General features: G+C 49.8%; 12 protein-coding genes and 3 pseudogenes. 2 read left to right on the forward strand and 13 right to left on the reverse strand.

Features of this window, described 5'->3' with window-relative positions:
- Positions 1-12 precede the first annotated feature (12 nt).
- On the forward strand, positions 13-3237 hold the full coding sequence (gene carB, locus TZ48_RS17630; protein WP_112480108.1) for a carbamoyl-phosphate synthase large subunit: 3225 nt from the start codon (positions 13-15) through the stop codon (positions 3235-3237).
- A 194-nt stretch (positions 3238-3431) separates the two neighbouring features.
- Positions 3432-4210, forward strand: a pseudogene (locus TZ48_RS17635) (TSUP family transporter).
- Here the strand turns inward: TZ48_RS17635 and TZ48_RS17640 are convergent.
- The 13 genes and pseudogenes from TZ48_RS17640 to gltB form a co-directional block, all read right to left on the reverse strand.
- A complete protein-coding gene (locus tag TZ48_RS17640) occupies positions 4140-5006 on the reverse strand; it encodes a LysR family transcriptional regulator (RefSeq protein WP_112480109.1) in 867 nt (288 codons plus the stop codon). The pseudogene TZ48_RS17635 and the gene TZ48_RS17640 sit on opposite strands and share 71 nt — an antisense overlap.
- A gap of 69 nt (positions 5007-5075) precedes the next feature.
- The gene (locus tag TZ48_RS17645; protein ID WP_112480110.1) at positions 5076-5651 is read right to left on the reverse strand and encodes a flavodoxin family protein; all 576 of its coding nucleotides are present in this window, start codon (positions 5649-5651) and stop codon (positions 5076-5078) included.
- Between the two features lie 71 nt (positions 5652-5722).
- A pseudogene (locus TZ48_RS17650) lies at positions 5723-7149 on the reverse strand (ATP-binding cassette domain-containing protein); the annotation flags it as partial.
- A gap of 115 nt (positions 7150-7264) precedes the next feature.
- Positions 7265-7882 carry a TRIC cation channel family protein gene (locus TZ48_RS17655; RefSeq protein WP_112480111.1) on the reverse strand — a complete coding sequence of 206 codons (618 nt, stop codon included), beginning with the start codon at positions 7880-7882 and terminating at the stop codon, positions 7265-7267.
- Between the two features lie 102 nt (positions 7883-7984).
- A complete protein-coding gene (btuF, locus tag TZ48_RS17660) occupies positions 7985-8806 on the reverse strand; it encodes a vitamin B12 ABC transporter substrate-binding protein BtuF (RefSeq protein WP_112480112.1) in 822 nt (273 codons plus the stop codon).
- 3 nt (positions 8807-8809) lie between these two features.
- The gene (locus TZ48_RS17665; protein ID WP_112480113.1) at positions 8810-9763 is read right to left on the reverse strand and encodes a cobalamin biosynthesis family protein; all 954 of its coding nucleotides are present in this window, start codon (positions 9761-9763) and stop codon (positions 8810-8812) included.
- 43 nt (positions 9764-9806) lie between these two features.
- Positions 9807-10502: a 5'-methylthioadenosine/S-adenosylhomocysteine nucleosidase gene (gene mtnN, locus TZ48_RS17670; RefSeq protein ID WP_042501266.1), complete on the reverse strand. Its 696-nt coding sequence runs from the start codon at positions 10500-10502 to the stop codon at positions 9807-9809.
- Positions 10503-10588: 86 nt separating this feature from the next.
- The gene (locus tag TZ48_RS17675; RefSeq protein WP_112480114.1) at positions 10589-11029 is read right to left on the reverse strand and encodes a DUF1499 domain-containing protein; all 441 of its coding nucleotides are present in this window, start codon (positions 11027-11029) and stop codon (positions 10589-10591) included.
- Positions 11030-11107: 78 nt separating this feature from the next.
- Entirely contained in the window at positions 11108-12520 is a 1413-nt protein-coding gene (locus tag TZ48_RS17680) for an FAD-dependent oxidoreductase (protein ID WP_112480115.1), read from the reverse strand.
- Positions 12521-12538: 18 nt separating this feature from the next.
- The gene (locus tag TZ48_RS26415) at positions 12539-14206 is read right to left on the reverse strand and encodes a glutamate synthase-related protein (protein WP_420822954.1); all 1668 of its coding nucleotides are present in this window, start codon (positions 14204-14206) and stop codon (positions 12539-12541) included.
- Complete coding sequence (locus tag TZ48_RS26420) at positions 14181-14582, reverse strand: glutamate synthase-related protein (RefSeq protein ID WP_420822955.1); 402 nt, start codon at positions 14580-14582, stop codon at positions 14181-14183. The genes TZ48_RS26415 and TZ48_RS26420 overlap by 26 nt, the downstream gene beginning before the upstream one ends.
- A gap of 173 nt (positions 14583-14755) precedes the next feature.
- The gene (locus tag TZ48_RS26425) at positions 14756-15784 is read right to left on the reverse strand and encodes a glutamate synthase central domain-containing protein (RefSeq protein WP_420822957.1); all 1029 of its coding nucleotides are present in this window, start codon (positions 15782-15784) and stop codon (positions 14756-14758) included.
- Positions 15785-16278: pseudogene (gene gltB / locus TZ48_RS26430) on the reverse strand (glutamate synthase large subunit); the annotation flags it as partial.
- Positions 16279-16298 lie beyond the last annotated feature (20 nt).

Raw genomic sequence — 16298 nt, forward strand, 5'->3', positions numbered from 1 at the left:
GAGTAGTTGAGAATGCCAAAACGTACTGACTTAAAAAGTATTCTAATTCTTGGTGCTGGCCCAATCGTTATCGGTCAGGCTTGTGAGTTTGACTACTCAGGTGCTCAAGCGTGTAAAGCACTGCGCGAAGAAGGTTACCGAGTTATTCTTGTGAACTCGAACCCTGCAACTATCATGACAGACCCAGACATGGCAGATGCGACTTACATCGAGCCTATCCAGTGGGAAGTGGTTCGCAACATCATCGAGAAAGAGCGTCCAGATGCAGTACTGCCTACTATGGGTGGTCAAACAGCACTTAACTGTGCTCTAGACCTAGAAAAACACGGCGTACTAGCTGAGTTCGGCGTAGAGATGATCGGTGCAACGGCTGACGCTATCGATAAAGCAGAAGACCGTTCTCGCTTCGATAAAGCGATGAAGTCAATCGGCCTAGAGTGTCCACGTGCTGACACGGCTAAGTCCATGGAAGAAGCGTACGCGGTTCTTGATATGGTTGGCTTCCCTTGTATCATTCGCCCTTCTTTCACTATGGGTGGTACCGGTGGTGGTATCGCGTATAACAAAGAAGAGTTCGAAGAGATCTGTCGTCGCGGTCTAGACCTTTCTCCAACTAACGAGCTGCTTATCGATGAGTCGCTAATCGGTTGGAAAGAGTACGAGATGGAAGTGGTTCGTGACAAAGCGGACAACTGTATCATCGTTTGTGCGATTGAAAACTTCGACCCAATGGGTATCCACACTGGTGACTCAATCACAGTGGCGCCAGCGCAAACGCTGACGGACAAAGAATACCAATTGATGCGTAACGCTTCTCTAGCGGTACTGCGTGAAATCGGTGTAGAAACAGGTGGTTCAAACGTTCAGTTTGGTATCAACCCGAAAGATGGCCGTATGGTTATCATCGAGATGAACCCACGTGTATCTCGCTCTTCTGCTCTAGCATCTAAAGCAACAGGTTTCCCAATCGCGAAGATTGCAGCGAAGCTAGCAGTTGGCTTTACTCTAGACGAGCTAATGAACGACATCACGGGCGGCGCAACACCAGCATCGTTTGAACCAACAATCGACTACGTTGTGACTAAGATCCCTCGCTTCAACTTCGAGAAGTTCGCGGGCGCTAACGACCGTCTAACGACTCAGATGAAGTCAGTTGGTGAGGTAATGGCCATTGGTCGTAACCAACAAGAATCTCTACAAAAAGCACTTCGTGGCCTAGAAGTTGGCGCGAACGGCTTTGACGAGATGGTTGACCTAGACTCTCCAGACGCACTATCTAAAATTCGTCACGAGCTGAAAGAAGCCGGTGCGGAGCGTATCTGGTACATCGCAGACGCATTCCGTGCAGGTCTGTCTGTGGATGGTGTATTCAACCTAACGCAAATCGACCGTTGGTTCCTAGTTCAAATCGAAGAGATTGTGAAACTAGAGAACGAAGTAAAAGCAGGCGGTTTTGCGGGTCTTACTGAAGACGTGCTTCGCAAGATGAAGCGCAAAGGCTTCGCGGATGCTCGACTATCGACTCTACTAGGTGTGTCTGAAAGCGAAATCCGTCGTCTACGTGACCAGTACGAGATTCACCCTGTTTACAAGCGAGTTGATACATGTGCAGCAGAATTCTCATCTGACACAGCTTACATGTACTCATCTTACGATGAAGAGTGTGAAGCGCAGCCAACAGACAAAGACAAAATCATGGTTCTGGGCGGTGGTCCTAACCGTATCGGCCAAGGTATCGAATTTGACTACTGTTGTGTACACGCATCTCTCGCACTGCGTGAAGACGGTTACGAAACCATCATGGTTAACTGTAACCCAGAGACAGTATCAACGGACTACGACACGTCAGACCGTCTGTACTTCGAACCAGTAACGCTTGAAGATGTACTATCAATCGTACGCGTTGAGAAGCCAAAAGGCGTTATCGTTCAGTACGGTGGTCAAACGCCTCTGAAACTAGCTCGTGCTCTTGAAGCAGCAGGCGTGCCAATCATTGGTACTAGCCCAGACGCTATCGACCGTGCAGAAGACCGTGAGCGCTTCCAAGTTGCTGTAGACCGTCTAGGCCTACTACAACCAGAAAACGCAACAGTAACCACGCTTGAGCAGGCGGTTGATAAGTCTCGTGAAATCGGCTTCCCACTGGTTGTACGTCCTTCATACGTACTGGGTGGTCGTGCGATGGAAATCGTATACGACGAGCAAGACCTACGTCGCTACTTCAACGAAGCAGTAAGTGTGTCTAACGAATCACCAGTACTTCTAGATAGCTTCCTTGACGATGCAGTTGAAGTGGATATCGACGCTATCTGTGACGGCGAGCGTGTGGTTATCGGTGGTATCATGGAGCACATCGAGCAGGCAGGTGTTCACTCAGGTGACTCAGCATGTTCACTTCCGGCTTACACACTAAGCGCAGAAATCCAAGATGTGATGCGTGAGCAAGTTGAGAAGCTAGCGTTCGAGTTGGGTGTACGCGGTCTAATGAACACTCAGTTTGCGGTTAAGAACAACAAGGTTTACCTAATCGAAGTAAACCCACGTGCAGCTCGTACTGTACCGTTTGTTTCTAAAGCAACAGGTGCACCGCTTGCGAAAATCGCAGCGCGCGTAATGGCAGGTCAATCTTTAGAGTCTCAAGGCTTTACCAAAGAGATCATCCCACCATACTACTCTGTGAAAGAAGTCGTATTGCCGTTCAACAAGTTCCCAGGTGTTGACCCACTACTAGGCCCAGAAATGCGCTCTACTGGTGAAGTTATGGGTGTTGGCGCAACGTTCGCAGAAGCTTACTCGAAAGCAGAACTAGGTTGTGGCAATGTTTACCCAGAAGGCGGCCGCGCACTACTGTCTGTTCGCGAAGGCGACAAGCAGCGTGTTGTTGACCTAGCCTCTAAGCTAACTAAGCTTGGTTACCAGCTAGATGCAACACACGGTACAGCGGTAATCTTGGGTGAAGCGGGCATTAACCCTCGCCTTGTGAACAAGGTGCACGAAGGTCGTCCACACATCCTAGACCGCATCAAGAACAACGAGTACACCTACATCGTGAACACGACTGCCGGTCGTCAATCGATTGAAGACTCAAAAGTTCTACGTCGCGGCGCTCTGGCTGAGAAAGTGAACTACACAACAACGCTAAACGCAGCGTTCGCTACGTGTATGGCTCACACTGCTGATGCGAAAGTATCAGTAACGTCAGTACAAGAGCTGCACGAGCAGATCAAAAACGTGTAATCGCGTAACACAATAAGAATAGAGAGGTGAGTTATCACCTCCTAGACAACCTCATTGCCCGCTCATTTGAGCGGGCTTTTTTTGTTCTCAATTCGAATGATTCCTAACTGGAATAGGTTTGTAGCGATGGTTTCGCTAGTCCTTAAGATGTAAGTCGCTACAATTTAACAAAATTACACTTTTGAGCGCCTGACATGGACGTAACTTACGACATTCTTGTTTTATTGTTTTTTGTAGCTGGATTGGCTGGCTTTATTGATGCCATGGCGGGTGGCGGTGGTCTGTTGACCTTGCCCGCGCTGCTCTCGGCGGGTGTGCCGCCCACTCAGCACTGGCGACCAATAAACTGCAAAGCTCGTTTGGTAGCTTTTCGGCCACTTGGTATTTCGTTCGCAACGGCATTGTTGATCTCAAAGATATGCGCTTGGCGATTGCCTGTACCTTTGTCGGCTCTGCGGTAGGTGCTGAGCTTGTGCAGCATATTGATGCGGGCGTTCTTACCAGCCTTATTCCAGTATTGCTACTAGGTATCTCACTCTATTTCTTACTCGCACCTCAGGCCGGGGAAGGTGGTGGCAAACCTAAGATGTCGGAAACCTTGTTTGCCTTTTCGGTGGGTACTGGCGTGGGCTTTTATGATGGCTTCTTTGGTCCGGGTACAGGTTCTATTTTTACTATCTGCTTTGTTGCTATTGCACAGTTATCGATTGTCCATGCGACAGCGCGTACTAAGGTGCTCAACTTTACCTCGAACCTAGCTGCGTTGATTTTCTTTATCATTGCCGGTTTACCAGTATGGGAGATTGGTTTAGTGATGGCGGCGGGTGGCTTTTTAGGTGCGCGCATGGGAGCCAAAGTTGTCGTGTCTAAAGGGAAGAAGTTTATTCGTCCGCTGGTGGTGATTATGTCGATGGTGATGGCATTAAAGCTACTTTGGGAACAGCATCCTCAATGGTTTCAATCACTGTTTTAAGGCGTGATTGCTTGAGGGCACTTGGCCGGTAAATAACATGAACTGGGCGCGTTAAGGTGGTCAAAAAATCAAAGTCAAAGCACAGTGACTCGCTAATGTGCAAGGTTTTGATGATAGATAACGGCACGAGTGCTGGTGCCACCCCTCGGATAGCGAGCTGAGCAGCTGCCGTGTACGAGTCCATCTGCATGCTTGGCGTTATTCCTGCTTGCTGTAGCAATCCAGCTTGGTACGTATTCGCTGGGTTGTTGAGATCGTTAGTGATAAGGGTCGTTGGCGACTCGGTTAAAGGCTGTTTGCTTACCACTTTAAATGGCTCATCAAAAAGATGCGTCGTTACTAATCCGAGTCGCGAGTTTAAATGGCCTGCGCACAGGCCAACGGCCGCTTCACCCGATTTGACATGCTCGATAATACGCGGCGTGTGGTTGGTGGTGACGGTGAGATAGTTGTCGTTGGCAAGTAGCTGCGGCATCACATCACTCAAGTAGCCTGCCACTAAGGTTTCTGAGCAATCGAGTCTCAATAGTGAGTGTGTTTCGACCTGCTGCTCTTCAGCAATTAAGCCGCGCAGCTCATTCAAACTCGGGCCAACGCGAGCAATGAGCGCTTCTGCCTCTGGCGTCAGACGTATCTGCCTTCCTTCTGGCTCAATTAAGGTTTTACCGAGCTTCTTTTCTAGATTGGCAATGCGTTTACTGACCGCAGACTGGCTGATATAGAGACGACTACCGGTACGTCCCATGGTTTTCTCTTGGGCAAGTACCAGCAGCGTTTCAATACCTTCTAAGAGCATGTCGTTTATGATGAATAAATGGAATCAATAGACCTAGAATAGCATGAATTAGTCGCCGTTGAGAGGCGTCTAAGAGGAAGAAGCGTGCCAAGATAAGCACCGGGCAATGCGATCACCAAAGTAATAGGCGGTCTCTAGATCGTTGGGGTGTACGGCTTGTTCGCTTTCATCATAGGTCGCGACAAGGCCATAAGAAGAGCCAGTGCGATTGAGGTTTAGGTTATCGTTGTGCTTTGATACATCCAAACCTACCCAGAGCATTGCGTGCTGACTGGCTAGCGTGAAAAACCCAAGTAGGGTTTGCTGCTGCTCGCCATTAATACTGCCGCCCATAGTAAACCCTGCGGCGAGTTTGTTGCGCCAATCTAAACCAACATACGCATCGCTGGTTGCATCCATAAACGCTTTGAATTGCCCGCTGGCAGAGCCCATATAGGTTGGGCTGCCAAACACGATAGCATCAAAGTCTTGAAGCGCCGAAATAAGCGCATCATTGGTATATCGCCCCTCGGCAATGTCACTGCCCACTATCTCAAATAGCTCGGCACTCGCACCACTGTCGTTGGCTCCTTGCTGTATCTGCTGCGCTAACTGTCGCGTTGTGCCATTTTTAGTAAAGTAGACAATGGCTATTTTTCCTGACACGGGACTTCCTTTTGCTTGGCGTTGTGGGCTGATTTTTGGCTTATAGTCTCTGGTGTGGTGATGACGACGTGGTAGCCCTCTCCATTGCCTGCCTCAACAAAATCGACAAAATAGCGAATGCTGTCTAGTTCATCTTCGACATAATGCGAGACATACAGCAATTGGCTTAGGTTTTCTTTGGCGATAAGATCTAACGCATTCATGACTAATTTACGCCCTAAGAAATCAAGGCCTTGATAGGGTTCATCCAAAATCAGTATTGTCGGCTGTTTGATAATGGCACGTGCGATAAGTAGCAAGCGCTGCTGACTGTATTCTAAAGACTTGAATGCGCAATCTTTCAGGTGCGACATGTGCAGCAGGGTCAACCATTCATCAGCGGCGTTGATCTGCTTTTTGCTGGGCTTGTCATACAGACCGATAGAGTCAAAGAACCCAGACAGTAGAACATCACGGGCATTGCAGTTCACTCGGTACTGCAGGTGCAAGGAGGAAGACACCATACCAGTGTACTGCTTGATATCCCAAACGGTCTCACCGCTACCACGTTTTATGCCGTAGATATCAATATCGTTGCTGTAACACTGCGGGTGGTCACCAAAAATCATCCCGAGCAAAGTGCTTTTACCACAACCATTGGGGCCGCGAACTTGCCAATGTTCGCCATTGTTGATTTGCCAATTGACTCCGGAGAAGATCTTCTGCTCAACGTACTCAACTTTACCGTCAGTGATTTTGACCAAGGGATCGGCAAACTTTGCCGTATGTTGATGTTTGCGGATAAGTTCGAGCCACTGTTCGCTTTGCTGAGAAGACTGCGCTAAAAGCTGTGAAATAATTGGGTGCTCGCACCATTCGCTATAGCTAAGCTGCTCCTTAAGAGCCCCTTTTTCAAACATCGCCACGTGGGACATCCAGCTTGGAACTTCATCTTCTCGGGATGTAATGATGATTAACTGAACGTGCAGGGATAGGTCTTTCAGATAGTCCGCTAGCATTTTTCGGTGCAGGGTATCTAGACCTACAAAAGGTTCATCGAGCACCAATACTTTTGGTGCGCTGGCGAGTGCTCGCGCTAGCATCACGCGGCGGGTTTCACCAGTTGATAGCTGTCTAAAACCGCGCTCTCTAAGATGAAGTAAATCTAGCTCTTGGATAAGCTGCTCGACTACATCTGGGTTATCAGAAAACTCGGAGACCAATTGCTCGACACTACGTCCAAAATCAATTCGATCTAAAAACTCACTGTCGTCATTAGCTTGCTCGAGTTCAAGCAGTCGCTGCTGCTCGGCAAGTGAGATTGAGCAATGCCAGAGTGAGGTCGCAGGATTTGCCCCTCATCGGCTTTCAGTTCGCCACACAGCAGATCGCCAAGCAGGCTGCCAACATTGCCATGGGTTTCAAATACCGCCCAGTGTTCGCCTGAGCGAATGGTCCATTGGGGTACAGACAGCGACAGTGGGTGGTTTAGTGAGACATTATCGAAGCAGATATCCATAGACGTTTCCCTGTCTGAATAAAAAGTGAGTGGCTTTTAACCAACATACTAAAGCGGCAGAGAAAAATGAAGAGGCTGACAGGAGAATTCGGTTTCTCCTGTCAGTTATTTGAAGCTACTTGTCGAGTGCGAAGGTTGGCAAAGAGAGGTGCCAACGAATTGCGCCAAGGCGGATGACTAGAGTGGCCACAACACAGCATAGGAAGGCGCTGCCTGTTGACGCGCCCATCATTAGAGCGCCTACATGGAAGGTACCGCCAATAATACAAGCAGTGGCATATACCTCGCGCCTTAACACCATAGGGACTTCACGGGCAAGAACATCACGAATAATACCGCCGCCACAGCCAGTTAAAACGCCCATTATTACCGCAATTAAGTACGAGTCTTGAAAGATAAGCGCTTTTTCAACGCCGATACCAACAAACACCGCAAGGCCAATGGCATCACAGACCGGCAGAACATACCAAGGTAAGCGCCGTGGGTGTCGGATCAGCATCATGGTCGCGATACAGGTGACGATAATGACCCAAATGTAGGTCGTGTCGGTGATCCAAAAAACAGGCGTTGCACCCAATGCCATGTCTCGGATGGTTCCCCCACCGATGGCCGTTACACTGCCAAGCACCATGACACCAAAAGGATCCATCCTAAGTCTTCCTGCAAGTATCACTCCCGATATTGCAAATATTGCCGTACCAAAAAGGTCGACCAAATAAAGCATGGAATCCACAGCTATATTCTCACTGAAGAAAAGTAATAGGAAAGTGCGCCAATTTTACGGGATTTAACGTTTGCGGATAGTGAATCTTACCTGAATGTGATCTATCTCTCATTATTTTTGGGTTCGTACCCAGTCTAAATGTTCGCACACTTGAGTAACGGCCATTAAGGTTCTTGGAGTCGGGCGATTCAGCCAATCTGAGGTTAAGGCCCATACATGTTTGTTTTGTACTGCGGGCAGCTCTTGCTGCCATTTTTGCCACATATTCCCGTTAGCGATGGCGTGCTCTGAGGTGAAGATAGCTTCAGGTTGGCGAACGATGACCTGTTCCGGACTGACTTGAGGATAGGGCGCCTTGCTGCTTGCGAAGATGTTTTCTCCGCCACAAAACTCAAACACTTCGCTAGGCCAGTTACCATCGGATAGAGTGATGATAGGCTTTTCACTCAGTTGGTAAAAATAACGCACCTTGTCGTCGGTGTCGTACTTCTGCTTTAACTCTGCAAGCTTAGCGCGAAACTGCTCTGCTTCATTGAGACCGATACTTGGGTCGTCGGCATATTGGCTCAGCGCTTCAAGGTTGTTGGCTATGCCTTCTAAAGATTTGGCTTTGGAGTAATAGAGGTTGAAGCCGAGGCGTTCTAGTTTCTCAAGCTCTCGGGCTGGGTTTCCTGTCGGCCATGCCAAAATAAGGTCTGGTTCTAACGCGACAATTCGCTCTAACTTGATGCCTTGATAGTTAGCGACGCGTTCGAGTTTTTCCGCTTGCTCTGGGTAGTCGCTGTATTCACTGACTGCAATTAGTTTGTCACCAAGCCCCGCCGCGTAAGCGAGTTCTGTGGTGTGTGGGGCGAGACTGATAATACGCTGGGTATCGGCAATGGCTGAGCAACTGGATAACAGAGCTAAAGCACCGAGCAGGGTTTTCTTCATTGATTACAATCCTTGGTAGATGATGAACATCACAGTGCTTTGTAGCATTAACCACACATAGATTCGCCATGCGATATGTTTTTGAATTTGAGCGATATGAAATGCCGCGGGTGCGATTTTCCCACCCACTCGAGCACGCTGGAGTTTGTCTGAGCCATAAATTGCAGGGCCGCCTAACGCGAGTTCAAAGCGGTTGGCATAACCACAGATAAGCCAACTGGTCGCCGCGTTTGGCCAGGCTTTTGCTTGTGATAGAGTTTGTTTGATAGCGTTAGTAGGAAGGCCGAGTAAAACCATCATTGAGAACAGTTTTTGCGGCGCAAAGTCGAGTATCAAAAATAGCCAAGCGGCGGGTTTACCAAAGGTCGCATAACCAGGCTTGTTTGGGCTCCAGCTGCGCGCGAGCTCCGCACAAAGCCGATACATGAGTGCGCCAATGCCACCCGTTAGGCCATACCAAAACAAAACGCCGATGACGTTTCTCGCATAGCCGATAATCACGCTTTCCGCTCCCGCCTTACCAAGTCCAAGTAACGACAGCGCGTCTGTTTCTCGATTGACTTTAGATGCGAGTATATAGCGAGCGCCTGGTTTATCTTCTTTTGCCAAAGCGTCGATGAAGCGTCGAGTGAATAGCTCATTACCACGCCACTCAATAGCAAGCAGTAGCAGGGCAAGCTGATAGAATTCTGCTTTCCAAACCAAGGTCTGAAGTGCGATCAGCACGGCCAAGGTTGGAACGAGTAGTAGCAATAACGCAAGCGTTCCGGATAGCTGCTGCTGTTGAGGTGATGCGCTTGGCGAGTTGACCTTGTTGGTAATATGGTTGAGTAGTAACTGCCAGAATCTGACTGGATGTGCGGCGGGTGGAATGGGGATGAGCAGATGAAACAAAAGTGCACCCCAAAGCGTTAGGAGTGCACCATTGGCATATAAACTCTCAATAAAAGAGCTCATTGACGTCGTCCTTGTACGTGATGTTGTTTACAACAAGGCGCGCTTATTTAAGCAGCTCAACCATTTTTACTACCATTTCAGACGAGCTTTGCGCCGCTAGTGGTAGGAACTCTTCAAAGCTCATTGGTGATTCTTTATCCGCGACATCAGAGATAGCACGAACCACGACGAATGGCGTGTTGAACTGATGACAGGTTTGCGCAATCGCAGACGCTTCCATCTCAACAGCAATAACGCCAGGGAAGTTCTCACGGATAACCGCTTGACGCTCTGGACGGCAAACGAATTCGTCACCGGTACAGATAAGGCCGCGTACCGCGTGCTTGTCTTCCATTTGTGCTAGTGCTTGCTCAGCCACGTCCATCAGTTTTTGATCGGCAGCGAACGCTGCTGGTTGACCTGCCATTTGACCAATCTCGTAGCCAAATGCTGTCACGTCAGCGTCGTGGTGGCGAACTTCAGTCGAGATAACGACATCACCTAGGTTTAGAGAAGACTCAAAGCCACCTGCAGAGCCTGTGTTAATCACAACGTCTGGCTGGTAATCGCTAAGAAGGATCGTGGTACCTACTGCTGCCGCTACTTTGCCGATACCCGATTGAAGTAACACGATGTCGGCACCGTTAAGTTGGCCAGTAAAGAAGGTACAACCGCCTTTCTTAGTTTCTTCAAGGTTTGTCAGTGCTGCTTTTAGGATGGACACTTCTTGTTCCATTGCGCCAATTACGCCGATTTTCATAGAGAGTCTCTCAAGTTGGAAAACGTATTTTGGCGTGCAGTATAGCAACAGTCGCCGCGCTTCCCAACCTTTGCGAGATGGAGTGGTTAGGGATTTGCGATGATTAATCCCGTTTCGATGAGCTTAGCGCGAAACGCTTCAACCCGCTTTCTGTTTACGTCGAAATCGTAGTAACCAATGCGTGCTTCGGAGCGCACGAGTAGCTCACCGTCTAGGATTTTCACCTCCATATCATCCACATACCGAAACACACTTGAGGTGTATTCCACGCGTAAATAATTATCCTCGAGCGCAGCAACCTCAGCGTTATCGAAGCTAAGCGCTACCGTTTCTATCTGATTGATGTTGGTGTCCGGGGCGAGCTTAAATGGTGCGAGTTTAAATTCTTCACGGCTATCTTGAGTGGAGACGCAGCGCGGACTGTCGCCACAAGGCTCCTCGGTTCGATCTGTGGTGGTCTTATAGCCTGCTCCACAGGCAGTAAGCAAAATGACAGAAGAGAGGGTAAATAGCTTAGTGATTGTCATAACGTTCCCTTGCAAAATGTAGCGCTAAAAAAGCCCAGCAGTAGAGCTGGGCTTAGTCTTAGTTGTGTACTGGCAACCCTATACTTCTAGGAAGTCTAGTATGCCTTCAGCGGCTTTGCGTCCTTCATCAATGGCCGTGACCACTAAATCTGAGCCACGCACGGCGTCACCACCGGCAAAGATCTTCTCATTCGTGGTTTGATACATAAACTCTTGAGATACCGGTGCTTTAATGCGGCCCCATTGGTCAAGTTCTACGCCATAAGGTTCCAACCACGACATTTGATGCGGCTGGAAGCCAAATGCCATGATAACCGCGTCTGCTTCCAGTACGTGCTCACTGCCTTCCACAGGTTCAGGACGTCGGCGGCCGGCTTCATCTGGCTCACCTAAGGCGGTTTTCACCACTTTCACGCCGCAAGCGTTGCCGTTGGCGTCCACCTCGATACCAAGCGGCTGAAGGTTAAACATAAAGTTAACCCCTTCCTCACGAGCGTTTTTGACCTCGCGGCGAGAGCCTGGCATGTTGGCTTCATCACGGCGGTAGGCACAAATGACGCTGCTCGCTGTTTGGCGAATGGAAGTGCGCACACAGTCCATCGCCGTATCACCACCACCAAGGACGACGACTTTTTTACCTTTCATATCAATAAAGGGCTGCTCTTCACCGAGCTCCATGACCTTGTAGGTATTGGAAACCAAGAACGGCAGGGCATCAAAAACGCCAGGTGCGTTTTCGTTTTCTAAACCGGCGCGCATGTTCTTGTAGGTACCTACACCAAGGAAAACCGCATCGTACTCTTCAACTAAGCTTGCCATCTCAACATCTTTGCCGACTTCGGTATTGAGGCGGAATTCCACGCCCATCTCAGTGAAGATACGGCGGCGGTTGAGCATGACCTCTTTTTCTAGCTTGAAAGACGGGATACCAAAGGTGAGTAGACCACCAATCTCTGGATAGCGATCAAACACAACCGGCTTAACGCCATTGCGCACCAGAATATCGGCGGCGGCGAGACCTGCAGGTCCTGCACCGATAATGGCGACCTTCTTATCCGTCCACTCTACATGAGACATGTCCGGTTTCCAGCCCATCTCAAACGCTTTGTCGGTGATGTACTTCTCGATGTTTCCGATGGTGACGGCACCAAAGTCGTCGTTTAATGTACATGACCCTTCACAAAGTCGGTCTTGCGGACACACACGACCACAGACTTCAGGCAGGCTGTTAGTTTGGTGCGAAAGCTCCGCAGCTTCAATGATGCGTCCCTCATTGGCGAGTTTTAACCATTGAGGGATGTAGTTATGAACTGGGCATTTCCATTCACAATACGGGTTACCGCAGTCAAGGCAGCGATCGGCTTGAGCCGTCGCTTGCTGTTTGGTAAAGGGTTCGTAGATTTCCACGAACTCGATTTTGCGAACCTTAATCGGCTTTTTAGCAGGGTCGACGCGGTTCACATCAATAAATTGGTATACGTTCTGGCTCATTATTCTGGCTCCTTCCAATTACTGTGCTTGAACGCGCAGCTCTGCAGCGCTTCGGCTTTGGTGACCAAGTAAGGTGCGAAGATCCGCAGCCTTTGGCTTGACGAGATAGAACTTCGGAATCCATTCATCGAAGTTCGCCAGAATGTTTTCGGCGTGCACTGAGCCCGTCTCTTCTAGGTGCTCAGCAATAAGGCCGCGCAGATGCTCTTGATGGATATACAGATCAGACAGCGAAATCGCTTCTACTGATTCTGTGTTGACGCGACCTTCAAAGTCATCGTTGCTGTCCATCACATAAGCAAAGCCGCCTGTCATACCTGCGCCAAAGTTAACCCCTGTCGCACCAAGGATAGCGACAATACCACCCGTCATGTATTCACAAGCGTTGTCACCGGCGCCCTCAATCACTGCAATCGTGCCCGAGTTACGTACCCCAAAGCGCTCACCTGCAGTACCTGCCGCGTAAAGCTTACCGCCCGTCGCGCCGTACAAACAGGTGTTGCCGACGATAGTGGCATCGTTACAGGTAAACGTGGTGCCAACGTGTGGTTTGATAACCAGCTTACCGCCCGCCATGCCTTTACCGACATAGTCATTGGCATCACCCGTTAGGTAGATTTCTACCCCGCCAGCGTTCCAAACGCCGAGGGATTGGCCTGCGGTGCCATCGAGGTAGAGCTTGATTGGGCTGGTCGCCATGCCTTGGTTGCCATAGCGTTTAGCCACACTGCCAGACAGTCTCGCACCGACAGAGCGATCGGTGTTTCTGACATCAAAGTAGAAACTGCCTCCAGATCGGTTTTCAACGGCCGTTTCGGTTTCCTCTACAATCTTCTGGTTGAGCTCAGCTTTATCAAAAGGTTGGTTTGGCTCAGTCCAATACAGTGGGTGAGACAGCGGAGATACTGGCGCTTCGAGAATGTTCGATAAATCGAGCTTGGATTGCTTCGCCGTCATCCCTTCGACAGCTTCTAATAAATCTGTGCGACCAATTAAGTCAGTGAGCTTTTCTACGCCTAGTTCTGCGAGCAGTTCGCGTACTTCATCGGCAAGTCCTGTGAAGTAGTTGACCACCATTTCAGGTAGACCTTTGAAGTACTCTTTGCGCAGCGTTTCATCTTGCGTGGCTACGCCTGTAGCGCAGTTGTTTAGGTGACAGATCCGTAAGAACTTACAGCCCATCGCGACCATAGGTGCGGTACCGAAGCCGAAACTCTCAGCCCCAAGAATGGCCGCTTTAACAACGTCGAGACCGGTTTTTAAACCGCCATCCACTTGCAGTCGGATCTTATGACGTAGGTTATTAGCAACCAGCGCTTGCTGCGTCTCAGCAAGGCCTAGCTCCCACGGACAACCCGCGTATTTCACCGACGTCAATGGACTTGCGGCTGTACCGCCATCGTAGCCTGAGATGGTGATGAGGTCGGCATAGGCCTTAGCAACACCCGTAGCAATGGTGCCCACGCCCGGCTCGGAAACCAGTTTTACTGATACCAGCGCATCTGGGTTAACTTGCTTCAAATCGAAGATAAGCTGAGCTAAATCCTCAATAGAGTAGATGTCGTGATGCGGAGGAGGGGAGATAAGTGTCACCCCTTGCACAGAGTGACGCAGCTTGGCAATTTCCGCTGTGACCTTATGTCCTGGCAGCTGACCACCTTCACCCGGTTTTTGCCCCTTGTGCAACCTTGATTTGCAGCACGTCGGCATTGGTGAGGTAGTGTGGTGTCACGCCAAAACGGCCGGAGGCAATTTGCTTAATGCGAGAGTTGCGGTTAGTCCCAAAGCGACGCGGATCTTCACCGCCCTCACCAGAGTTGGAATAGCCCCCAAGCTTGTTCATCGCCATGGCCAGCGCTTCGTGCGCTTCTGGGCTCAATGCACCAATGGACATCGCCGCTGAATCGAAGCGTTTGAAAAGCTCAGTATTCGGTTCAATCTGCTCAAGTGGCAGCGCGCTGTCCGCCTTTTTCAGCTTCATCAAGTCACGCAGCATCGCGACAGGACGGTCATTCACTTGCTTGGCATACGACTTGTAGTCGGATGCATCGCCCGATTTCACCGCTTGTTGCAGCGTACCGACGACATCAGGGTTATAAGCGTGATACTCGCCATCGTGGACGTATTTGAGTAGGCCGCCATGTTCAACCGGTTTGCGTTTTGCCCATGCCTTGCGAGATAGGTTAAACAGGTCTTGTTGGAAGTCTTCAAAGCTTGCACCCTGAATACGTGTCGTTACGCCAGTAAAGCATAGGTCACTACGTCCGTATGCAGACCAACTGCTTCAAATAGCTGTGAACAACGATAAGAGGCAATGGTCGAGATGCCCATCTTCGACATGATCTTGTAAAGCCCCTTGTTGATGCCGTATTGATAGTTTTGCATCACATCGCGGTAGCTCTTATCAATAGCACCATCATCGACCAGTTTACCTAGCGCTTCATAAGCGAGGTAAGGGTAGATGGCGGTTGCACCAAATCCAAGCAGTACCGCAAACTGATGTGGGTCACGAGCCGTCGCGGTCTCTACGATAATGTTGGCGTCGCAGCGAAGGTTCGCTTCAATTAATCGGGTTTGTACTGCGCCAACCGCCATAGCCGCTGGAATAGGCAGCTTGCCTTTAACGAGGGCACGATCGGAAAGCACGACGAGAACTGTACCTTCTTTAACGACGGTTTCCGCTTGATCACAGAGATCGAGTAGCGCTTGTTTGAGATCTTTCTCGTTCGGGTCGTAGTTGATATCGAGGATCGTGTTGCGATAGTGCTTGTCGCTCAGCTCCAGTAGCTGCTGCATATCTGAGTAAAGCAGCACTGGTGAATCGAACGTCACACGGTAGGCGTGACCATCGGTTTCACAGAATACGTTCATCTCTTGACCGACACTGGTCGCCAGCGACATCACGTGTTTTTCACGCAGTGGGTCGATAGGTGGGTTGGTAACCTGAGCAAATTTCTGACGGAAATAGTCAGTCACCAAGCGTTCTTTAGAGGATAGCACCGCCATTGGAGTGTCATCCCCCATAGAACCAACCGCTTCTTGACCCATATCGCCGAGCACACGAAGCACCTGATCGGTCTCTTCGTTGGTCATGGCGAACTGTTTTTGATAGGTCTTCAGTACCGTCTCATCAAAGCTGCGCTCGCCAACTTGGTCATCTTCGAGGGCGCTAAATGGCGTTAATTTATGGACGTTGTTTTCCATCCACTCTCGGTATGGGTGACGGCTCTTGAGATCGTTGTCGATATCATCCGAGTGCCACAATTCACCCTCTTGGGTATCGACAACCAGCAGCTCGCCAGGGCCGACACGCCCTTTTTCTGCCACTTCATCAGGGCGTAATCCCAAATACCGACTTCGGATGCCAGCGTGATGAGGTTATCTTTGGTAATCACATAACGCGCAGGGCGTAAGCCGTTGCGGTCAAGGTTACAGGCAGCATAACGACCGTCGGAAAGGACGATACCAGCCGGGCCATCCCAAGGCTCCATGTGTTTCGAGTTAAAGTCGTAGAAGGCGCGTAGGTCGGGATCCATATCCGGGTGGTTTTGCCATGCTGGCGGCACCAGCATTCGCATAGCACGGAAGATATCCATACCACCAGATAGGAATAGGTCGAGCATGTTATCTAGGCTTGAAGAGTCTGAGCCTGTTTCGTTGACGAAAGGAGCGGCTGTTTGCAGATCCGGTAGTAGCGGTGAGGCAAATTTGTAGGCGCGCGCCTTTGCCCATTGGCGGTTGCCTTCAATCGTGTTGATTTCACCGTTGTGCGCTAAAT

This window comes from Vibrio variabilis (genome assembly GCF_003263785.1).
In the GTDB taxonomy this organism is placed as follows: Bacteria; Pseudomonadota; Gammaproteobacteria; order Enterobacterales; family Vibrionaceae; genus Vibrio; species Vibrio variabilis.